This is a genomic window from Pseudoalteromonas sp. ABV4_021 (genome assembly GCF_056159365.1).
Map to the genome: position 1 here is coordinate 1,422,960 of NZ_JBSWVB010000002.1, position 21,296 is coordinate 1,444,255.

Sequence of the window (21,296 nt, forward strand, 5' to 3'; positions counted from 1 at the left end):
TCTTTTTAAGAAAGTAGCTTTATTGACTAGTTATGGTTTTGCCTCTGTTGTGCGTCAATGTCTTCTTGAAGTGCGGAAATTTGTGCTAATACCCCGACAAATTTTTCTCCAAACTCAGTAATTGTGTATTCCACGCGCGGTGGAATTTCGTTGTATTCAACTTTATCTAAAATACCAAAATCAACATTACGCTTTAGGCATTGATTAAGCACTTTGGTCGACAAGCCGTCGACACTACGAACCATTTCACCGGGTCGATTAATGCCATTTTCGAGCAAGTGGTAAACGGTTAGCGACCATTTACAGCCAAATATTGTTTCAACCATGCGTGCACTTGTTTGTGGTGCCATTTTTCGTGTAAAAAACTTTTCTTGTGATTTCATAAAGATGTACCAAAAAGTACCTACCTAACCAAATTGTACTTACTATTCAGCTACCTACAGATGCTTTTAATATTACCACGAGTTTAATTATAGGAAGAAGAATATGACAAATTTTAATTATCAGCGTGCTTTGGTTATTGGTGGTTCGAGTGGCATTGGTTTTGAAGTGGCAAAACAGCTGCTTAACGCGGGCGTATCAGTTTCAATTATTGGTAATAATGGGCAAAAGCTAGATGATGCGGTAAACGTACTTTCTAACTATGGTGAAGTAAATGGTATTCAATTGAACCTTTATGATGAAGCAGTCGTAACACAATTTATTGAGCGCCTTGAGGGTCATTATGGTTATTTAGTGAATGCCGCTGGGTATTTTAGCCCTAAACCTTTTTTAGCGCACTCAATTGCGGATTATGAAAAGTATCACGCCCTGAATAAAGCAACATTTATGCTGACACAAGCTGTGGCAAAGGTCATGATTTCATTAGGTGGAGGTAGTATTGTTAACATTGGTTCGATGTGGGCAAAACAGGCAATTGCCGCAACGCCTTCATCAGCTTATTCTATGGCGAAAGCTGGGCTGCATGCATTAACGCAACACCTAGCAATGGAATTAGCAGCGCATAATATTCGTGTCAATGCAGTTTCACCAGCGGTTGTGAACACACCCATTTATCAGCATTTCATTGAAAAGGATGAGGTTGCTACTGTACTTAAAAGCTTTGATGATTTTCACCCGATAGGCCGAGTTGGGTCGCCTAAAGATGTTGCTAATAGCATCACCTTTTTATTGTCAGAACAAGCAAGCTGGGTAACGGGTGCAATTTGGGATGTTGATGGCGGCGTGATAGCAGGTCGAAATTAAGGTATACACGCGCCTAGTGTTAGGCGCTCTGGGGTAATTTAATGATTAATATGAATTTTGCACAAAGGGTTGTGATAAATACATCCGAGCTTGACTGGGTTTCAAGCCCTGCTAATGGCGTATTAAGAAAACCATTAGAACGCGAAGCGAAAGAATCAGGTCACACGACAAGTGTTGTCCAGTACGGCCCAAATACGGCGTTTGCAACACACCAACACCCCAAAGGCGAAGAGATTTTAGTGTTAGAAGGTGTTTTTTCTGATGAGCATGGTGATTACCCTGCAGGCACTTATTTACGCAACCCGCCAGGTAGTTCTCACGCGCCCTTTAGCAAAGCAGGTTGTATTATTTTGGTAAAACTCAATCAATTTTCTCCAGGTGATACTGAGTTGGTCAGAATCAATACACGCGAGGCCAATTGGCTTGCGGGGCATGGTGGATTAGCAGTAATGCCGCTTCATGATTTTGAGCACGAGCATGTGGCGCTCGTGAAATGGCCTAAAGGTGAGGTGTTCCAACCGCATACTCATTTCGGTGGGGAGGAAATATTTGTGTTATCGGGAGAATTTATTGATGAACTTGGCAGGTATCCAAAAGGAACCTGGCTAAGAAGCCCGCATATGAGTAAACATCATCCTTACGTTGAACAGGAAACCGTAATCCTTGTAAAAACGGGACACCTACCGATTGCCTAACGTTTTATACTTAAAACAAAACGGTTACCTGTAAATTAAAGGGTAACCGTTTTTAGTTATGCTTTACAAAAGCTATTTACAGCTCACTTGACCCTTTTATGTGTAAAGTGAGCGCAAATCATTACTGACAGCTTGGCGCATCGTATTCTACTTTTATGGTTGCACCTTCTGCGCCACCTGTGACTTTCATATATGACCAGTATTCGCTGCCCGCGGCAGTACTAAAACACAACGATGTTTCACCACTGGCAGCTCCTTGGTTATCACTTTCGCTTGGCCAGCCACTATTTTTATAGAACACATTGAGCGTGCCGGTACCATGGCCTGCTGTAATGGTTACTGTATCGTGGCTACTGGCATCAGCTAGACTAAACCACATGGTGCTATTGGCACCTAAACAAGTTGCTTTACCATTTTCTAAGCGACCTGATGTCACTGGTGACTGTACTGCACATGCGTTCTCTAAAATTGGCGTAACCGGTTCTGAAATTGATACTGTGTAGTCTTCCACTTCACCATCACCAATAGCGCCGCAGGCAGATGTGGCTGCACCATTATATTTCATAATGACACGCATGCGCGTTGTGATGCCACTTGCACTAGCAGGGATTGCCATCACACTGGTCACTGTGTTTTTACCCGACAGGTTGGCAATAACTTGTTCGGATTGTTCAAACGTACCATTTTGGTTGAAATCAATATAGGCAGTCCAGTGCTCGGTATAATTACCGCCAGCTGTAAGCGCAACCGAGTTATTGCCGACAATCAGTGGCATGGAAATGCTTGTGAAATCGCCATATCCCTCTTTTGCACTACTGTGCGTTGTGCCTGCTAAGGTGATTGATTCAATCCATTCATAATTGGTATTACCCGATGCATCGCAATAGCTTATGTCATTGATAATTGCCGACGTAGTTGCGCTGCTGGATTCACCTAAATTATCTGTTGCGGTTAGGGTAACTGTGTAGTTGCCAATCTGCGAATAGGTATGGGTAATTGTTTCGCCTGTTTTGGTGGTGCCATCACCTAATTGCCATTCAAAGCGCGTAATTTCACCATCATCGGAAGAGCCAGCAGCAGAGAAAGTGACAGATTCACCAAGCTGTGCGGTGACTGAATCAGAAATCACTACAATAGGTGCTTTGTTGGTGTCGTTAATTGTTACCGTAGTAGTATCGCTTGCAGTATTGCCGTTGTTATCTGTTACGGTCAGAGTCACTGAGTATTCACCGACTTGCGCATAAGTATGATTTACTGTCTCACCAGTTGCTTGGTTACCGTCTCCTAAATCCCATTGATAGCTGACAATGGTACCGTCACTGTCACTGGAACCATTACTAATCAGGGTAACACTTTCACCAATTTGCGCGCTGTAGGCACCGTTCGCTTCAGCGATAGGTAAAGTTGCGTTGGCAGTGCGTTCATAATACGCGCGTAAAGTTACGCCGCTATAATCCAAGAAGGGATCTATCATCACATTAAGTGTGCCACCGCCAGCTGGCAGCTCGCAATACTCACTGTGTCTGGGTGCGCTAAAAGGACCGCAGTCAAAGGTACTGGTTGTTGGTATTGCATCAACACTTACGTACATATCAGGATCGCCCTGGTAGCCGCCAGGTAATACTACAACAGTACGAATTGCATCGTCTGGAATGGTAAACTGATATTCCTTAACCGCATCCCCTTTATTCGCTGAGAGGTTGGTTTCTTCTGTTAAAAATATCCTTTCGCAGTTATTGCAAAGGGTTGCGTCATCTACTGCAATAACTTGTAAACGTGCATTAGTGTATGCAGTAAAGGCATCAACCGTGCTGTGGTAAGTTGCATTAATTGATGGCGCTGACACAGTAACTAGCTCTGGTACGCCTGCTGATTTAAATGAAATAAAATCGGCATTCCACTTATCACCATTTTTTGTTGGTGCACTACCACGAGATACATATAAATCAGGATCTTCAGTGTACCCGTCTAAGTAAAAAGCAACGGCTTCAGTGCCCTGGGGAATGGTCACTTCAAAATTATCCGACTCGCCTTTGTTGGCTGACAAGTTGTTAAATGACTCTAGGGTATTACCTTCAGGGGCAATATCTAAACCACTGCCATCCCAATAATGGTCAGCGTCAGAAGTGTATTCTTCAAGGCCTGTTGCGATAAGGTTTTCATTACTCCATAGGCTTTTACGTGCCGGCCCATGCAGTGCGGCTGTCATGCGTTGAACTTGCCCTTTAGTAAACATGGCGTAGTTGTCAGAATAGTGCATGAAGTTTTCGGTATTTGTTTTTTGACCTAAACAGTTAAGTGCATTGTTCTGTAAAATGCTGCTACTCATTTGAGGCGTATCACAGTTGTTGTCGCCGGTAGCGGTACAAAATGCTTCTTGATGCACAGAGCACACATCACCATCAAAAGTGTGTGGCAAATTGAGCCAGTGGCCAAATTCGTGGGTTAATACTGAGCGAAAGTTCTCACCTGTGTTGCTGCCAAGATAATTACCATTATAAACAACACGTGCAAGGCCGTTTTCAGACATCGACAAGCTTGGGTACCAGGCGACACCAGAACTTGTTGTGCCGCCGTCTGCATAGAGATCTTGCTGGATATAAATGTTCATGTATTTGAAATTATCCCACGCATCGGCCGCAATCTGGTCGTCGACACCTGAGCCATTACCATACCCTGATTTATTTGCGTAGCGAACAATGCCGTTTGTTGCATTACCATTTGGATCTTTTTTGGCGAGCACAAACTCAATGTTCAGATTTTCTCTAATTGCTTGGAAAAGTGGGTCGATAGGCCCATCTTGCGTGTTTGTGCCTAAAAAATCTTCATTACTTTTATTGAGCGCATCAATGATTTTTTCTTCGGTTAAACAATTGCTAGTTTCATCGGTACAGTTATAGGTATCGCCATAAACATGAACCACTACAGGAATATAATAGCGGCCTGGTACGCCATTTCCTACAGCCACAACCGAAGCGAGGTCTTGATCAACAGCACTTGGGTGTAACTGTTTTAGCTGCGCGAAAGTCGCATATTGCTCTTTGTTTAGTTTTTGCAGTGCACGCCAGTCTTGGTGATTATCGTCGGTGCCACAGATATGGGTAGCTGTTTTTTTATTATCAAATAAGAGTTGTTGTGCTTGTGTTGAAGGTAGTTGAATTGTGCCAGCAATAGCAGCACTTGTGGGTAAAGTGAGCGCTAACGACAATAACGCCGTACATTTATTTTTATTAAACATTTGATTTCCCTCGCACTCTATATCTTGAGTACTTATTCGTTGTTTTAAAGAATGTATTAACCTGAATTCATAAAATCCCTACTGCATTAATTAATCACTATCCAATTGATCTGCGTGTATACAATATACACAAAATGCGCCAATTAAAAGGTTGTTTTCAAAAATTTTACATAAAATATACAAAGTGATGAGTTCTATCGTATTAATTTAGCTTGGTCTTAGCGCACATTTTGATGGTGTCTGATAAATAATTTATGCATTAAAATTGTGCTAGCTGAATGTTTTTAAGCGATCTTTCGTAAAACTTGAAAGCATAACCTTTAGTAGATCAATTTAATTTAGGTTATGCAAAAGGCCGAGATAAACCAAAGGTGAAAGCACTCGTAATGCATCTGTTGTCTGGGCAAGATAAGAGTTTGTTTACATGATCAGCAGTCTTATCAAGCGATACATCATTCATCCGGTAGGCAGCTCTTAATAAAAGACGGCTGGCTTATCACACATCAATAGTATGTTGTTACCTTAAAATCATAGTGAGAATATGCATTAGCGATAAAGCGACTCAAACTGGCATTAAGATATTTTAATGCCATTTCATAGCGCTAAATAGTCGTTTTTATTAATGTGGCCATTTAGCGAAATGTTCCAATAAGTAATCGATCGCAAGGCGTGCACGTAGTGGCATAAATTGCTTGTTTTGATATACAATCCAACTCGTTGCGCCAGTAATACAAAAGGGCGCTAATATGGGCACCAACTTGTTTTGTTTAATTGATTCAGTAAAGGTGCTGTCTGGCATATAGGCTATTCCTAAGCCCTGTTCACATGCATCAAGTACTACATTTGAATTGTTACTTTGCCAGTTGCCACTTACTTTAATGCTTTGCTTAATCCCATCAATATTAAAGGTCCAGTGATCACTGTTTGCCAAAATGCAGCGGTGACTTTTTAATTGGTTAGGATGATTTGGTGTACCGTACTTGGCTAAATACTCGGGACTTGCAACAAGCATCATAGAGCGGCTAATTAGTTTTCGCGCGATAAGGTTTGAATCATGTAATTCGCCATAGCGAATTGCAAAATCAATGCCGTCTTCTATAAAGTTAACCATGCGACTATTAAAGTCGATATCAATGGACAGCTCAGGGTGATCTTTGGCAAACGTCATAAGTGCGGGCGCGACAAAGTTCTCAGCAAAGCCACCTGCAGCGCTTACTCTAAGAGTTCCGTTAAGTTGATACTGCTGCTGAGTAACTTGTTCATTAGCCTGTTGTAAGCCATTTACTAGGTATTTGCATTGCTGATAATAAAACTCACCGTTTTCGGTCAAGCTGATTTGACGCGTGGTGCGGGCAAGCAAACGTGAGCCTAAACGCTCTTCTAAGCGCGATACTTGTCGGCTAATGTGACTGGTGGAGCAAGCTAACTTTTTAGCGGCAGCTGAAAAACCACCGCTTTCGGCAACGGCAACAAATTCAAATATACCTTCAAAACTGTCCATATAATGACTCCATATTAAGGCCCGCGTTAAGTTAACGTTTTTTATGATAAAGCACACGTTCGCGTTGATTGTTGCTAAATAGCAAAAGAGTTTAACTGATTTAGGTAATTATCATTAAATTAGAAACAATATAAAGTGGTTTTAACTAATTAAAACGCAATAAAGGTATTTATTATGAAAAAAGTACTTATTCCAGTAACAAATCACGCAACATTGGGTGAAACCGACCAAGCAAACGGCACCTATGCGCCAGAGCTTACGCATGTTGTTCACGTATTGAACGACAACGGAATTGCGTTTGATATTGTATCAATTAATGGTGGCAAGGCACCGCTTTATGGCACAGATATCGAGGGCGATGATGTGAACAACAAAGTACTTGGTGATGCGTCATTCCAAACGCAGATCAACAATACGGTGCCTGTATCGCAAGTTAATATTGATAATTACGATGCAATTTTTTACCCAGGTGGCTTTGGGTTGCTGTCTGATTTAGCGAGCAATGAAGAAGTTGCGAGTATGGCGGCTAAACATTATGAAGCAGGTGGCATTATTGCTGCAGTATGTCACGGTCCTGCGGCATTGTTACCTATCACATTGAGTAACGGCGAACCATTAATTGCGAATAAACAAGTAACCGCGTTTACCCGTGAAGAAGAGGTCGATTTTGGCACTATCAATGATATTCCGTTCTTACTTGAAGAAGCACTAACACGTAAAGCCGCGCAATATAGCAAAGTTCAGCCTTGGGGCGAGTTTGTAATTGAAGATGAGCGAGTCATTACCGGGCAAAACCCAACGAGCGCACATGCTGTAGGTGAGTTTTTGGCAAAGCTATTGGCTGAGTAATAAGCCAATACCCTGTTAAATAAGAAGGATTTAATATGAAGCAAAATCGCACAGTAAACCGCCAAGTTACTTTGGCGTCGCGCCCCTATGGTGCACCAACACCAGCGAATTTTAATTTAGTAGAAAACAGCCTACCGCATGTTGGTGACCATGAAATGTTATTGCGCACTATTTACTTATCGCTCGATCCCTATATGCGCGGGCGAATGAGTGACGCAAAGTCTTACGCAGAGCCAGTGGCGATTAACGAGGTTATGGTTGGCGGCAGTATTTGTCGCGTCGAAGAGTCCAATTTAAAAGGGTTTGAAACAGGTGATTTGGTCGTCGCATTTGGTGGTTGGCAAGATTACAGCATTTCAAATGGAGAGGGCGTAATCAAGTTAGATAGTGCAATGGCCAATCCATCCTATGGGTTAGGTGTGCTGGGGATGCCAGGGTTAACCGCGTATATGGGGTTAATGGACATAGGCGCACCAAAAGCAGGGGAAACCTTAGTTGTTGCGGCAGCAACTGGGGCGGTCGGCAGCCTTGTTGGTCAAATTGGTAAGCTGCAAGGCTGCAAAGTGGTTGGTATCGCAGGTAGCCAAGAAAAATGTGATTATGCTGTAAACGAGTTAGGCTTCGATGCCTGTTTAAACCACCATGATGCGGATTTAGCAGAACAACTGGCAACAGTGTGTGAGTCGGGTATTGATATTTATTATGAAAATGTGGGCGGAAAAGTGTTTGATGCCGTACTACCTCTGTTAAACACTAAAGCACGTATTCCATTGTGTGGCTTAATTGCACAATACAACGCAACGGATTTACCACCTGGCCCAGATCGCCTTGGTTTACTAATGGGCAATTTGCTTGTTAAGCGCATAAAAATGCAAGGCTTTATCGTATTTGATGACTACGGTCATCGCTATGGCGAATTTCAACAAGCCATGGTGCCATGGCTAGTATCAGGGCAAATCAAATATAAAGAAGACAAAGTAGTCGGTCTTGAAAATGCAGTTTCGGCATTTATCGGCTTATTGCAGGGCGAGAACTTTGGCAAATTGGTTGTGCAAGTTGGCCCAGAACACTTGGATACAGAATAAATAGGAGTTGCTTATGATTAAAGTACATCATCTTAATCAATCACGCTCAACACGCGTATTGTGGTTACTTGAAGAACTGGGTATGCCATATCAAATTGAACATCATAAACGTGATGAAACAACGCGATTAGCACCCGCTAGTTTGGGTGAAATTCATCCGCTAAATAAAGCGCCAATCATTGAACACGACGACGTCATAATTTGCGAATCAAGTGCCATTATGGAGTACATTCTCGATCAAGACGAAACGCAGCGTTTGCGCCCAGAAAAAGGCACAAAAAGTTATTACCAGTATCTTGAATGGTCGCATTTTGCTGAAGGCTCGTTAGGCTTGCCAATTATTGCTACCTTGTTAATGCAAATGGAAAAACGTGATGGCACTAACCCAATGGATGGCTATATTGCAAAAGAGATTAACCTAGATTTAGGTTATATTGATGCCGTACTTGCGACGCAAACCTATTTTGCTGGTAACGAATTTACCGCCGCGGATATTATGATGACAATCACCTTAGAGTTTGCGGCTAATTTAAACTTGCTTGAAAACCGCGATAACATTACGCGCTATTTGGCAAATGTACACAGCCGAGAGGCATATCAAAAAGCACGTTCATTTGGCTAACGATTAGTGATACAAAAACACGCGGCCATGATTTAAACTGGTCGCGTTTTTTTATTGATAATAACGTTTATGATTAGCAGTCACTATGTAGCAAAAAGCCCTAAAGGGGACTTTTTAGACTTAACCATTGAAATAGGGTTACCAGAACCTGATCCAGAACCCGGTGGCGATTTTCGCTGTAAAGTAACAATCAAAGTCTTCAAATTTGAAACGTTTTCCTTCGGGGTTGATCAATTACAAGCTCACAGCTTAAGCATTAAATTACTTAATATGTTGCTGGTAGAAAAGCAAACGCAAGGTTGGCTATTCTATTTTCCTGATGATTTAGACCATGCGATGGATTTTGAAAATGGCTTTTTTTAGCCAAAAAATCCAAGCTTAAACCTTTCGATACAAAAAGCCTTGTCGCACTAATACGCGACAAGGCTTTTACTTAACCAGAACTTGGGCTATTTATTTAGACGCGGCGTTACATCAACTTGGTGTAACCCAATGAGTGAACTTTGTTTAGTAAGCCACACCAATTCGCTGATTCAGGTATTTTGCTTTTTCTAGCTCATCAACAAACGCAACGGCATAGTCAGTGACAGAAATACGGCTTTGGCCTTGTTCGTCAACTAATAGTTGGTCGTCTGTTACGCGATAATTTTGCTGTTTATCGCCAGGGAATATTTCAGCGGCAGGGCAAATAAATGTCCAGTTTAATGGGCTTTTTGTTTGCTGAAATACCGTTAATGCCTCGCCTTGAGCAATCGCTTCATCTTTGTATTCTGCGGGAAACTCAGGCGTATCAACCAGCTTTACATTTGATGCAACGGTTAATGAACCTGCACCGCCCACCCAAACCAGTCGCTCAATAGTGGTATGTGGCAATTCGCTCAGTAATCGCCTTGCGGTGTCTGCCACTATGTTGTGATTTCCCAATGCACGGCCACCTATGGCTGCAACACATATGGTTTCGTCCGTAATTACGTCTGAAAGGGAGCTGTTATCGGTTAAATCGAATGGTTTAACGTTAACATCGGTCACGTCATAGTTTTTGGGGTTTCGCACCAGTGCAGTAACTTGGTGTCCTCTTGATTTTGCTTCTGCGACAATATGGCTACCAATCCAACCTGATGCACCTAAAACAACGAGTTTCATATTTTTTCCTCACAATGTGTTTGATTTCGTTGTGCCTAGATTAGAAGAAAACTATCATGAAATAATCAGTGTAAATTGAAATAGATTGTATCAATTAAGGTTGCTAATTATGGATCGTATCAATGCAATAAAAAGCTTTGTTGAAGTTGCACACTTGGCAGGCTTTACCAAAGCAGCTGAACGCCTGGGACTCAGTCGCTTGCAAGTGTCGCGTCATGTTCAAGAGCTAGAACAATGGTTAGAGCAGCGTTTACTGCACAGGACAACCCGTAAAGTAAGTTTGACTCAACAAGGCGAGCGCGCATTAATCCGTTTTGAGAGAATATTGAATGAAACCAGTGCGCTGGTGGCTGAAAGTATTGCAAATAAAACAGAGTTGTCAGGAACCATTCGAATTTCGAGTCCAATTGGTTTTGCACAAACTATGTTAGTAGACGCAGTTAGCCAGTTTATTGCGCAACACCCGCGAGTTACGGTCGATATTCACGCCAGCGATAGCTTTTCAAATCTAGTCGAACAGCGTATTGATATTGCGCTTAGGTATACAAATACACCAGATGAAAACTTGATTGCACGACCACTTCTGAAAATTGGCGCATGTGTTTGTGTTTCGCCAAGTTATTTGGCAAAACATGGTGCGCCTTTAACACCGGATGAATTAACAGAACACCCTTGTTTGGTGCATTTAAATCATAACCAATGGCGCTTTTTTAATGGCAATACACGTGTTGAAGTGAAGGTGGCTGGGCCACTCGTGTGTAATGATGTAACCACGATTGTGCACGCGGCGATAAATAGTGCCGGAATAGCATGGTTGCCGTTTGATATTGCTCGCAGTTACATACAGCAACAACAGCTTGTGCCTATTTTAACTGAGTATTCACTTGAAGCGAGTCAGTTGTGGGCCGTGTATCTATCGCGAAGTTATCAATCTCCGCTTGTACGCGCATTTATCGATTTTGTATCGGATTCTTGGCCGCAGGATATTTTGCCAAACAAGTAGGGATCTGAATGTTCAGATCCCTTGGTTATCATAATGATTATGCTCTCAGGTTAGGCTAAATTAATTTACGTTAGCTGTATATGTGTTAACTTCACCCGAGACCACAGTTTTAAAAGCGGTAATTAAAGCGCAATTGGGCATTACGCTCTTTGCCAGGCATACCACCTAAGAACATCGCCTTTTCGTAATACACTTTGTCGAATAAGTTATTTAACTTAAGTTGTACACCCCAGTTTTCAGCTTGGTAAGCAATACCCGCGTCAAACACGGTATAACTTGGTACATAACCGTCAGGAATACCAAAGGAGTTTGAGTTTGTACTGCGCTCATCAACATAGATGCCGCCTAGGCTAAACTCAATCGGGCTTTCACTGGTAAAAACATAGCTCGAATGAGTTAACCAAGCACCCGCGGTAACATACGGCACGCCTTTTTGTCGCTCATCATCGTTATCACGGGCATCTTGATACACCGCATTGATATTTAGCTTCCACTGCTCATTTAAATAAGCATTTAAATCAAGTTCTATACCGTTTGTTTCTTCTTTACCATCATAGAAGTAGCGCGGTACATTTGGTGCTGAAACACCTTCGTCAAAATCTGGGTTGTTGTAGCGTAAATTAGTGCGGCTAGATTCAAATATCACTAATGATGCGACCAGTTGATCATCGAGTGCTTTATAACGCATACCAATATCATTACTGATAGATTCCGAATCTTTACGGTCACTTTCGTTGCCGTAGATAGTGCCAAGCACACTGTAGGCAGTTCGGCCTTTTGCGTGGTTTACAAATATCGACAAGTCGTCATTTACAAGGTAGGTTGCACCTAAATTATAAGTCATACCACTATCAGAGGTATCTTGCTCTGGCGTTGGCTCAGCGGCACTTGCGCGGTAACGCGGGTCTACACCAAAGTGCGCATAACGCTGAGTGATTTCATTAAATGCCACACCAATACGCGTGGTTAACCCAAAGTCAAAATAACCGACATGTTGAATACCTAAACCCCAAGCACTGACCTCTTTATTGTAGTTAGCGGTTTTAAGCGGATCATAATCTTCGAAGCTACCAGCGCCCCAATTAGGTGTGCGAATATCAAAAATATACGGTAATTGACCACGATAAATTGTGTTGCCATCTTTATCTTTAATTACTTTATCAGCGTCATAGATTGAATATTGCTGAAAACGAATGTCGCGATCTTCATAATTTGCATTGACTAGTAACTCGTTGTCGATATCACCAATTGAGAAGTCGTAACGTAAATCAGCAAAATATTGTAACGATTGCTCATTTGCAGTTACTTTTCGGTATTCTTGACGTCTTGCAGCAAATGGGAACAGCTCACCGTCAACGACCAGTGGTGCGCGCGGATCAGCATTTATGGTGCCGCGACGATTCCAATACACATAGTTATAGGCACCAGTTTGACGGGCAAACCCTGAATCGTAGTCGCGGTATTGTAATTGCTGGTTAAAGTAGAGATTATCAGTGAAGTTAATATTATGTGTTAGCTTTACACGGAACTCTTCGCCTTCATTGTCTTTTGCCATCGGTGAAATAATGCCATTATGACCAAAGGTGTATGGCGTTAAGCCATCGTTAGCTGCAAGTGACTCTGCCAATTGTTGTCTTTGTGCATCGCTCAGCTGAATACCAACCCCGTTAGGGTCATTTACTAAGTCAGTCCAGCTTACGTCACCTGCGCTTTTACCGCCGACCGATTCGGCATTATAAATGCGAATAGGGTGACCGATTGAGTCAACTGCAATGCCATCTTTAATATAGGCTGTCGAAAGCATTATATCGTGGCTATCGCTAAATACGTACTTGAAGCTGAGGTAGGCTTCGTCGCGGTCGTTGTTTAAATCGCGATATCCATCGCTGCGCGCTGATTTAACTAATACACGATAAGCGAGATCGTCGTTGATTGCTGCTGTTGAGTCAAGTTCAAGCGCATAGGTATTCCACTGGCCTAAATCGGCGGTCATGGTGTGAGAGGCTTCAAACTCTGGCTTTTTCTCAATTAGGTTAATAACACCGCCAGCACTGCCCATGCCGTATAAACCGGTTGCTGGGCCTTTTAATACTTCGATTGACTCAACATTGGTCATAGAACGGGTAGGGTTAAAGGTGTTGCCAAGGCCCGCGCCACCATACATGCCGTCGTATGTGTAGTTAGCACCAAGGCCACGGATCACTATATTGTCGCCAATGCCGTAGTTGTTACCAGCTTGGGTTACACCACTGATGTTTCTGATAGCATCCTGTAAATTGTCGATAAGTTGCGAGTTAAGCAATTCACTGTCAACCACCACTACAGCTGCTGGGGTTTCCATTAACGACATATTCGATTTAGTAGCAAGGCCCGAGTTCAATACCACTTTATTTTGGCGACCATAAACACTGACAACTTCAATGTCGTCGTTGTTTTTAGCTGTTGTTTGGTTATTAGCAAAGGCTACTGAAGTTGGTAAAAGCGCTGCGCATGACAGTGCAATAAGCGAGAGATTAAATGATTTCATTGTTTAGATAATTGTATTTATAACTAAGATGCAAATGATAACTGTAATCATTTGTCGTATTCAATCGTTCAATGTGACATTTAACATTAATAAAAGTAACGGTTAACGTTATTAACAAATGAGCGCTATTTATGAGCTGTGTAAGCTGATGAGACGATGTTTTGGATTTTGGTTAAGTGCAGTTATATCTACTTAATGCGAACCATACAAATAATAAACACCTGTATTTTTCTGACAAAGAATGAATGGCGTTATACTAAAGATTCATCGGTTGCGGAGTCAGATGATGCGGTTTGGATTGATAACATTAAATTTGTGGGTCAAACAAATTAGGGTGTAATTTAAACCGTTATATAACACTAAAAGCCGCAATCAGTTCCGGCTTTTTGGTAACATTGTAAAGTGAATTGCTTTATTTCCAATAGCGTGAATGTTCGCCCGAAAAGTAGTGCGCAAATTGAGATAGATGCTGATATAAAAAGTCTTTGGTTGCGGTGACTTTTGCTGCCGTTTTTAAATCAGAATGATACAGCAACCATAAACTCCAAATTGAGGGTTTTACCGGTATATCTAAGCGGTAAAGATTTGAATGTGGTTGTGAATCGACTAAACCACAGGGTAATTTTGCAATACCTAAGCCATTTTTAGTCGCGGTAACAAGCGGGCCGAGTTGATCAAATCGCGCGATCACATTGCTACTTGGCAAGTATTTGTTATGCCAATCGGCTTCGAATTCTAACTCCCACAATAATACGCGATGCTTTGCACGTGAGGTACTTAAATAATCATCACTTGCATAGACGCCCCAATTTGATGCAAACAGCTTTCTGCCAATGAGGTCGTCTTGGCTCGGTGCTGGGGTGAATCGCAGTGCAATATCAGCCTCTCTGGCGTGCAAGTCTTTGTGCATTGAACCTATTAATAAGTTGGTTTGAATATTGGGATAACGTGAATTGAATTCGTTAAGTGCGGGTACCACAAAATCGTTAGCTAGTTCAGGTGTTAAGGCTATATTTACCTCGCCGCTTAGCTGCTGATCTTGGCCGAATAATTTGCGTTCAATATTGCGCTGCTGCTCTTTTAGCAACGTGATATCAGGTAACACCGCTTTGCCGGTTTCCGTTAGCTGATAGCCTTTTGGCACACGTTCAAACAGCCTAACCTTAAAGCGATTCTCAAATGCTTGAATACGCCGTGAAACGGTTGTGTGGTTAACCTTAAGTTTCTTGGCAGCGCCCGATAAGGTACCCGACTGATAAAGTGCAACTATGTATTGGTAATCATCATCTAAGTTCATCTGTGCATTATTGCACAATAAAAATGCGAAAATCACTAATTTCTTTAGTGCTAAAGTGGCGTAAAGTGAGTGCGGTAATTAATTTAACTCTAGACAGGATGCTAACTATGTATACCCTTTATCATTTTCAAATCTCATGTTCTTCTGCGGTAAAAATGGCGCTAGAAGTTATTGGTGCAGAACATAAAACTGTGGTGGTGGATCTATTTGAAGGCGCGCAACACAACGCCGACTTTTTGGCCGTTAACCCGCTTGGTAAATTGCCAGTATTGGTAGATGACAGCCATACCTTTACGCAGGGCGAAGCGATTTTAATTTATTTGTCGCAAAAGCATAAAAATGCACAGCTAATGCCAGATTTAGCAAGTGTTGGTGGTATGGAAGCGTTAAAGTGGTTAAATTTGGTTGCCAGTAGTTTGCATGGCCATTTCACTAAAATATTTCATCCGGAAAAAGTATCAACGGATCATGATTCGGTTAAACAAAACGCGGAAGAAGAGATTATTAAGTTACTTAATTTTGTGTCAGAACGATTAGCTCAATCGCCTTATTTAGCAGGCGAAAAACCAACCCTTGCAGATTTATATTTTGCGGTGGTCTTGGGCTGGGGGCAGGTGTTAAGTTTTGAGCTGTTTACACGTTTCCCTGAATTTAAGGTTTATAAACAGCGATTACAAACGACTTTCCCACAATCAGAAACCTTACAAAATATTTAAGTTACCACCGTACTAACAACACATGCTTAGTACGGTGTAACTCGCTACTTGATGTGATTATCGGTAAGTAACGAATTAAAGCGGGTTTCGAGTTTGCCACCTATAATCGCAACACGCTTTTTCATTTCTGTTATCCATTTTTCATCGCTCATCACATCTTTTGAAAATGTCATATCGCGTTTAGTATGACCCACATACAGCAAGGCATCGGCAAGTGATTGAAGTGTCGCATCTTTACTGTTTATTTTACTAAGCATAGGTCGCGCTTTTGGCATTATGTCGCGAAATGGGATATCGGCGAGGACGGAATTATCGTCTAGCTTAATAATTTTTGCCGTGCCTGAATTAGGCAACACGTCATACAACACGTTTTGAATAACAGGCCACACAGTAAATACTGAGTTAGGTTTAGCCATCTCGATACGGGAAACCAGCGATAAATCGTGCTGATTAACCGTTTCCGGATGCGTTGCTTTTAATAAGTGAAAACCGCCAAACACTAAAATAGCTTTTTGGTTAGACTGAATAATCGGTTTGAGTGTATCGTAAAAGCCACCTACTTTGCTCGATGCAGCACGCTGCCACGACTCGGCGGTGGCATTTTCCCAGTTAAAGTGTTTTTCTGCTAACAGTACCGTTAGTTTTTTGTCATCGGGTAATGTTTGGTTTATGGCTCTTATCGATTGCAATAACTCCTTATACCCGTCGCCAAGCCATGCGGTGAAATAGAGGGTTTCGCGCAGTACGTGTTTTAGCTGTGACTCATCAACAGCATCACCTTTAATATACTGATTTATATATTTTTGGTAATTTTGATTGCCAAATTCCAACACAATAATTGGCTGCTGCGATACAACTTTTGGTGAGGTAATAATGTTACTTATTGCCGGCATAAAACCAGGATAGTAATGGGCATCACCAAGTGCAACAAATTGATAGGTTGAGAGTGCATCGGCGACAACCTGTTCGCTTGGCTGTAGCTGTGTTTGTAATTGGCTAATTTGCTCTGGCGATAGATTTAGCGTCGCATTTTTCGGTAAGTAGTCGCATGCAGCTAAGCAGGCAGCAATTAATATAATAGCAAAGTACTTCATGATAATCCTTGAGAAAATAGGGAAACGTAAGATTTTGATTAGGCGTTTGTTGATTTAGTCTGATTCATCTGGTTCGAGTGTAAAGAGCAGATCGAGCGCTGGCAGAAACACGCTGACGGTAAATAGTGCCGCCGCGAGAGCGTATAAATAATTTAAGCTGGTGGTATTTTTAATTAGCCATGAAATGCTCATACTTAGCCAAAATACGTTAAACAAAGTGATGTTTACATTTGGTTTAAGCGGCTTAGCGCAATACTTACAGTTGAGTGGCTCGCGATTTAATAATTCAAGGCGGTCACTTAGTTTAAGCGGCTTGTTGCAGCATGGGCACGAGCGAGTAATGAATTCGTTTAACATGGCTTAATATTAAATTGCAATTGATAATCATTATTATTTAATGTTAAGCCATATGTAAATAAATTAAAAGGACTTTATAAGGGCTTTTAATGCCTTGCTACTGTCCACTATATTAACTTGCGTTATGTTGCCGTTATTGAGTGTTAATACAGTAACGTGATCATCTTTTTTGGGAATAGCATTTAGTGCGTTGCCCTCTTTATCCATAATTACCGGATAAGTGAGCTTCTTCATTTTAGGAATAGCAATAAAACGGCTAATAAGTGACGGCATGGCGCTAATATCGGCGTAGTATTGAACATTTGCAGCCAATAAATCATCACTTTTTTTATTCTCAAATGCCGCTTTAACAAGCTTGCTACTATCCATATCGTGACTGAGTACCAGCCACTTTGTACTAGGTAAAAGTACCTGTTTTTTATCAAATTGGTCATTAAGCTCGGGTAACGAGAGTGTTTGACCCACGGTTAATGTTGGTTTTGCAGTTTCGGCAACACTAACCCATGAGGTTAAAAGTAGCGAAAAAACAGCGAAAATTTTTAGAAATCTCATAATATGCTTTAAATCCTGCGTTATTTAAACGTGGCGTAATAATTTAAACTAAGTTCTGGGCAATCAGTGTGCCTGCAACGTATTTACGCTCCACAACTATTTACCCTTTAATTTGTACGTTTTATCTAACAGCTTAGATTAGGCTTATTTAGTGCCGAAAGTACAGTCTTGTTCGGAGCGTTTAAATACGGTTTGCATCCAAATACGTCGGTTTTCTTGAGTTTTAACTTGCTCTGGCAGCGGGTGAATTAACAATAGGTAATCGCCTTTGTTCATATCATCAACTGAAAATGAGGGAGCGCTGGGGTTATCTACTAAAATAGGTTGTATCACCGCGACTTTTCGCTTTTTTCGCTGTATTACCCGCTCAACGGTACCGAGGTGCGATGCAGAGTGAAAATGGCCATTTAAGTGCACTAGCTTGTGATTTGGGTGATTTTCTAATGCATTATGGATTGATTCAGCCATGGTATCGTCACGAACAACTTGGGCAAAATAGCGATTTAACGTACTTGGTTTAATTGTTTCCTGACTGTGCCCCATATTGGCAGTAAACTTGTTAAAGTAAGCCCCCTCGGTTGGTGTATAAAACGACTGTGCCACTTGATGTTTTCGTTTTTCTGGTAAGTTGTCTAGTATCTCTAAGCCATGTCTTCCAGTACATACCACAGTATCTTTCGGTGCGTTAGCAGCAATAACAGGTAAACCATGTGCTTTTGCCATTTCAACAAGGGGGCGATAACTGCTTTGGTAATTATCCCATGCACGGCCAAAGTGGCGTAATGACCACTCACCAATTTCACCATTTAAATACGCATTTAGGTATGTTTGCGTATCTCGCTCAAATTGTTCTAACGAAAGGATGATTTTAGGGTTAGTTTTCAGTAGCGCTTGATAAATGTTTGCCTGTGCTAAATGATTACCTGGATGGCGATGATTTTCACCAATAAATATCACGTCATAATCGCTCAACCCGCCAACGTCTTTTGCTAAATCAACAGCCTTAGGCTGCCCTGAACGCACATCGATCAGTTGATAATCATACAAGCTTGTTAGCGGTGAAGCTAAGTGCCATTGGTTGCTTTTCATGGGAATTAAGTTCGAATTGGTTTGTGAAAGTTTGATAGATTCACATGCGCTGACAAGCAGCGAGATAAGTAAAATGATGATTTTTTGTTTTTTATTCAAACGGAAATCCTTAAATATTTTATTAAAATCTAGCTTCTGGGATGAAACATATATCTTAACTCGTAGTGAGAATTATTTCTATTTGGTTTAGTGATATTTTCATTCTATTTAATGTAAATTAACTCAATGATTATCCTGTAAAAATAAGGCTTTTTTTGATAGGATTCGTCTGATTTTAGACAAGGATTAAGGAATAAAATGTTTAAGAAATCAGCGATAGTGTTGGCCGTAACTGCCGCATTACCATTATCTGGCTGCTTAAAAGTCGAAGACAGTGATTCAAAAGAGACGATAGTCATAGAGCAAAGTGAACAAACTCCAGCAACGGTGCAAGTAGTGCTAGAGCTAGTTGACCATGCATCCGGTACAATGGTTCAAAACGTGAGCGCTCGTTATAAAGTCGGTACGCAATGGTCTGATGAATTAACAGTAGCAAATGGACAAATTGTTATAGATGATTTGCCAGGCAATAGCGATGTCTTAATTGATGTAACATCTGACGATGGTAAATATGTAAAACGTATTTTCTCATTTAAAACGTCCACGGTAACACAAGGCCAAAGCAGTGTACAAAGCTTGGGGCAGCAATATTTATACCAAGCTTCTGTTGCTCAATTTAGTATTCTGGACAGCCAAAATCAATCAGTTAAAGACGTAGCTGTTAGCTATCCTATAGTTACTTACCTAACTAATTATTATCCTGAACAGAAAATCGATAACAGAATTGTGGCAACATACAATGAGGAAACAGGATTATATTCATTACCTTTAGCTGCTCAAATTAATTATCAAATTGATTTTGACGGTGATATAGATAATGACGGAGTAAGCGATTACTTATTTGGGTACTCAAGCTTTACAAGTAAAATTTATTCACAAGAACTTAGTGATGCGGATGTTGTTTATGCAAAGAAAACAGCGGAAAGTTATGAGTTCCCGGTTAACATAACGCTATTGAATAATAAAAACGAGCCTGTTATTGATAATGAAGCGCTTTTTGTTACGTCCAAGTATAAGCTTCCTCAAGCGTTAATGTTTGATGCACAGAAAAACGCATATAGATATACATACAAAGGATCGTCTGAAATTAAAATTAACTTTTCGGATATTAAGTCTAATGACGTGAACTATAAAGCTGGTTATGTAAAGGTAATACCAAATCAAAATGACATTGATGTTAATTTTCAAAATTCGAAAAACAGCAGTAGAGATTATAGCTTAGATGAACTTGGAGAACTTAATTTAGTAATTTTGTTAGATGAAATTGATGTGGGTTCAAATTACTATTTTCAATCTCTTAGTAATTTTATTAACTCTGAAGACGATTCGTTAAATTTATTTTTGTCTCATCCAGTGCAATTGAGCGAAGATTCAATTGAGTTAGTAAATAAGGAAGTTATCACCATTACGCGAGGTAATGCTAGTGACAATGATATGGTTCCACCAGGGACTACGCTTATAAAGCGTTCAAATGTTGAACAAGAAGTGAACGCTGAATTGTTGTATGGCAATAATTTACTGGTTGTTACACCGAAACAGCCATTAACTGGTGGTAGCTATAAGTATACTGTGAGAAACCTTAAATCTGCCGAGGATGGCACATTGTATTCAAGATCTTTTTCAAATGATTTTGAAATAGTTAAGTATGATGATGAATTTAGTATTGATGCTGTTAAAGTTGATAATAACAACGGTTTTAGTCAAGGTCAGCGTTTGGTAGAAAGTAATTCAGCGGGTATTGTTGATAACAGTGCGGTTAGTGCTCAACGCGCAAGGCTTTTCTTACCTTTGAACATGAAATCTTTAGATTATTTAGATATTTCAGTAATTAAATCTGTGATTAATAATCAAGAATCAGAGCTATTTTATCGATATAGACTTGTTAAGGATGGCGAAATACAAGTGAGTAAGCATTTTGCGACATCGCTAGCAATGAATGAAAATATCTCTAATGAAGGGTATGCATCAAACCTTAAGTTATATACAACGTTGGAGGAAGGCCAATATTATGTAGTTGAGCTAGACAATGTTAATTATAGGTTTGATGACCATACTGAGCAAAATAAGAATAGCATTACATTTAACTATGAATATCGTCTTAAAGGCGGCACTGAAGTTGTTTCAGGTACTAAAACGCTAAATGTGTTATAGATAATCACTTGCTTTAAAAAGGCTTACCATTTG

19 protein-coding genes are annotated in these 21,296 nt (G+C 40.8%); 9 read left to right on the plus strand and 10 right to left on the minus strand.

The window, feature by feature from the left end; translation table 11 throughout:
• Positions 1-26: 26 nt before the first annotated feature.
• Complete coding sequence (locus tag ACXAFE_RS20515; protein ID WP_475157305.1) at positions 27-383, minus strand: winged helix-turn-helix transcriptional regulator; 357 nt, start codon at positions 381-383, stop codon at positions 27-29.
• 103 nt (positions 384-486) lie between these two features.
• Here ACXAFE_RS20515 and ACXAFE_RS20520 point away from each other — a divergent pair, with 103 nt between their 5' ends.
• Both ACXAFE_RS20520 and ACXAFE_RS20525 read left to right on the plus strand, forming a co-directional pair.
• Entirely contained in the window at positions 487-1,245 is a 759-nt protein-coding gene (locus ACXAFE_RS20520) for an SDR family NAD(P)-dependent oxidoreductase (protein WP_475157309.1), read from the plus strand.
• A 41-nt stretch (positions 1,246-1,286) separates the two neighbouring features.
• Entirely contained in the window at positions 1,287-1,940 is a 654-nt protein-coding gene (locus ACXAFE_RS20525) for a cupin domain-containing protein (RefSeq protein ID WP_475157311.1), read from the plus strand.
• Between the two features lie 121 nt (positions 1,941-2,061).
• On the opposite strand, the gene ACXAFE_RS20530 is transcribed toward ACXAFE_RS20525, so the two are convergent.
• Both ACXAFE_RS20530 and ACXAFE_RS20535 read right to left on the minus strand, forming a co-directional pair.
• The gene (locus ACXAFE_RS20530) at positions 2,062-5,178 is read right to left on the minus strand and encodes a M43 family zinc metalloprotease (protein WP_475157313.1); all 3,117 of its coding nucleotides are present in this window, start codon (positions 5,176-5,178) and stop codon (positions 2,062-2,064) included.
• Positions 5,179-5,797: 619 nt separating this feature from the next.
• On the minus strand, positions 5,798-6,679 hold the full coding sequence (locus ACXAFE_RS20535) for a LysR family transcriptional regulator (protein ID WP_475157315.1): 882 nt from the start codon (positions 6,677-6,679) through the stop codon (positions 5,798-5,800).
• A 174-nt stretch (positions 6,680-6,853) separates the two neighbouring features.
• On the opposite strand from ACXAFE_RS20535, the gene ACXAFE_RS20540 reads away from it, so the two are divergent.
• From ACXAFE_RS20540 to ACXAFE_RS20555, 4 genes are all read left to right on the plus strand, one after another.
• A complete protein-coding gene (locus ACXAFE_RS20540; RefSeq protein ID WP_475157319.1) occupies positions 6,854-7,528 on the plus strand; it encodes a type 1 glutamine amidotransferase domain-containing protein in 675 nt (224 codons plus the stop codon).
• Between the two features lie 35 nt (positions 7,529-7,563).
• On the plus strand, positions 7,564-8,613 hold the full coding sequence (locus ACXAFE_RS20545; protein WP_475157321.1) for an NADP-dependent oxidoreductase: 1,050 nt from the start codon (positions 7,564-7,566) through the stop codon (positions 8,611-8,613).
• 13 nt (positions 8,614-8,626) lie between these two features.
• Positions 8,627-9,235, plus strand: coding sequence for a glutathione S-transferase family protein (locus ACXAFE_RS20550; RefSeq protein ID WP_475157325.1), 609 nt, complete (start codon positions 8,627-8,629; stop codon positions 9,233-9,235).
• Positions 9,236-9,304: 69 nt separating this feature from the next.
• The gene (locus tag ACXAFE_RS20555) at positions 9,305-9,598 is read left to right on the plus strand and encodes a hypothetical protein (RefSeq protein WP_475157328.1); all 294 of its coding nucleotides are present in this window, start codon (positions 9,305-9,307) and stop codon (positions 9,596-9,598) included.
• 144 nt (positions 9,599-9,742) lie between these two features.
• Here the strand turns inward: ACXAFE_RS20555 and ACXAFE_RS20560 are convergent, their stop codons facing one another.
• Entirely contained in the window at positions 9,743-10,378 is a 636-nt protein-coding gene (locus ACXAFE_RS20560) for an NAD(P)-dependent oxidoreductase (RefSeq protein ID WP_475157333.1), read from the minus strand.
• Positions 10,379-10,487: 109 nt separating this feature from the next.
• Here ACXAFE_RS20560 and ACXAFE_RS20565 point away from each other — a divergent pair, with 109 nt between their 5' ends.
• On the plus strand, positions 10,488-11,381 hold the full coding sequence (locus tag ACXAFE_RS20565) for a LysR family transcriptional regulator (RefSeq protein WP_475157336.1): 894 nt from the start codon (positions 10,488-10,490) through the stop codon (positions 11,379-11,381).
• Between the two features lie 109 nt (positions 11,382-11,490).
• On the opposite strand, the gene ACXAFE_RS20570 is transcribed toward ACXAFE_RS20565, so the two are convergent.
• Both ACXAFE_RS20570 and ACXAFE_RS20575 read right to left on the minus strand, forming a co-directional pair.
• Complete coding sequence (locus ACXAFE_RS20570; protein ID WP_475157340.1) at positions 11,491-13,908, minus strand: TonB-dependent receptor; 2,418 nt, start codon at positions 13,906-13,908, stop codon at positions 11,491-11,493.
• Positions 13,909-14,320: 412 nt separating this feature from the next.
• On the minus strand, positions 14,321-15,241 hold the full coding sequence (locus tag ACXAFE_RS20575) for a LysR family transcriptional regulator (RefSeq protein WP_475157343.1): 921 nt from the start codon (positions 15,239-15,241) through the stop codon (positions 14,321-14,323).
• Between the two features lie 71 nt (positions 15,242-15,312).
• On the opposite strand from ACXAFE_RS20575, the gene ACXAFE_RS20580 reads away from it, so the two are divergent.
• Entirely contained in the window at positions 15,313-15,921 is a 609-nt protein-coding gene (locus tag ACXAFE_RS20580) for a glutathione S-transferase family protein (RefSeq protein ID WP_475157347.1), read from the plus strand.
• Positions 15,922-15,965: 44 nt separating this feature from the next.
• Here ACXAFE_RS20580 and ACXAFE_RS20585 read toward each other — a convergent pair whose 3' ends face one another.
• The 4 genes from ACXAFE_RS20585 to ACXAFE_RS20600 form a co-directional block, all read right to left on the minus strand.
• Positions 15,966-17,015, minus strand: coding sequence for a hypothetical protein (locus ACXAFE_RS20585; protein WP_475157349.1), 1,050 nt, complete (start codon positions 17,013-17,015; stop codon positions 15,966-15,968).
• Positions 17,016-17,069: 54 nt separating this feature from the next.
• Positions 17,070-17,372 (minus strand): hypothetical protein, encoded by a 303-nt coding sequence (locus ACXAFE_RS20590; RefSeq protein ID WP_475157353.1) that lies wholly within the window; start codon positions 17,370-17,372, stop codon positions 17,070-17,072.
• A gap of 63 nt (positions 17,373-17,435) precedes the next feature.
• Positions 17,436-17,924 (minus strand): hypothetical protein, encoded by a 489-nt coding sequence (locus ACXAFE_RS20595; RefSeq protein WP_475157358.1) that lies wholly within the window; start codon positions 17,922-17,924, stop codon positions 17,436-17,438.
• A gap of 144 nt (positions 17,925-18,068) precedes the next feature.
• Positions 18,069-19,112 (minus strand): ChaN family lipoprotein, encoded by a 1,044-nt coding sequence (locus ACXAFE_RS20600; protein ID WP_475157361.1) that lies wholly within the window; start codon positions 19,110-19,112, stop codon positions 18,069-18,071.
• Between the two features lie 198 nt (positions 19,113-19,310).
• On the opposite strand from ACXAFE_RS20600, the gene ACXAFE_RS20605 reads away from it, so the two are divergent.
• On the plus strand, positions 19,311-21,263 hold the full coding sequence (locus ACXAFE_RS20605; RefSeq protein ID WP_475157363.1) for a hypothetical protein: 1,953 nt from the start codon (positions 19,311-19,313) through the stop codon (positions 21,261-21,263).
• Positions 21,264-21,296 lie beyond the last annotated feature (33 nt).

Coding starts and splice junctions, on each gene's coding strand:
- ACXAFE_RS20515 (WP_475157305.1), bottom strand. CDS start 383: ATGAAATCACAAGAAAAGTTTTTTACACGAAAAATGGCACCACAAACA.
- ACXAFE_RS20520 (WP_475157309.1), top strand. CDS start 487: ATGACAAATTTTAATTATCAGCGTGCTTTGGTTATTGGTGGTTCGAGT.
- ACXAFE_RS20525 (WP_475157311.1), top strand. CDS start 1,287: ATGATTAATATGAATTTTGCACAAAGGGTTGTGATAAATACATCCGAG.
- ACXAFE_RS20530 (WP_475157313.1), bottom strand. CDS start 5,178: ATGTTTAATAAAAATAAATGTACGGCGTTATTGTCGTTAGCGCTCACT.
- ACXAFE_RS20535 (WP_475157315.1), bottom strand. CDS start 6,679: ATGGACAGTTTTGAAGGTATATTTGAATTTGTTGCCGTTGCCGAAAGC.
- ACXAFE_RS20540 (WP_475157319.1), top strand. CDS start 6,854: ATGAAAAAAGTACTTATTCCAGTAACAAATCACGCAACATTGGGTGAA.
- ACXAFE_RS20545 (WP_475157321.1), top strand. CDS start 7,564: ATGAAGCAAAATCGCACAGTAAACCGCCAAGTTACTTTGGCGTCGCGC.
- ACXAFE_RS20550 (WP_475157325.1), top strand. CDS start 8,627: ATGATTAAAGTACATCATCTTAATCAATCACGCTCAACACGCGTATTG.
- ACXAFE_RS20555 (WP_475157328.1), top strand. CDS start 9,305: ATGATTAGCAGTCACTATGTAGCAAAAAGCCCTAAAGGGGACTTTTTA.
- ACXAFE_RS20560 (WP_475157333.1), bottom strand. CDS start 10,378: ATGAAACTCGTTGTTTTAGGTGCATCAGGTTGGATTGGTAGCCATATT.
- ACXAFE_RS20565 (WP_475157336.1), top strand. CDS start 10,488: ATGGATCGTATCAATGCAATAAAAAGCTTTGTTGAAGTTGCACACTTG.
- ACXAFE_RS20570 (WP_475157340.1), bottom strand. CDS start 13,908: ATGAAATCATTTAATCTCTCGCTTATTGCACTGTCATGCGCAGCGCTT.
- ACXAFE_RS20580 (WP_475157347.1), top strand. CDS start 15,313: ATGTATACCCTTTATCATTTTCAAATCTCATGTTCTTCTGCGGTAAAA.
- ACXAFE_RS20585 (WP_475157349.1), bottom strand. CDS start 17,015: ATGAAGTACTTTGCTATTATATTAATTGCTGCCTGCTTAGCTGCATGC.
- ACXAFE_RS20590 (WP_475157353.1), bottom strand. CDS start 17,372: ATGTTAAACGAATTCATTACTCGCTCGTGCCCATGCTGCAACAAGCCG.
- ACXAFE_RS20595 (WP_475157358.1), bottom strand. CDS start 17,924: ATGAGATTTCTAAAAATTTTCGCTGTTTTTTCGCTACTTTTAACCTCA.
- ACXAFE_RS20605 (WP_475157363.1), top strand. CDS start 19,311: ATGTTTAAGAAATCAGCGATAGTGTTGGCCGTAACTGCCGCATTACCA.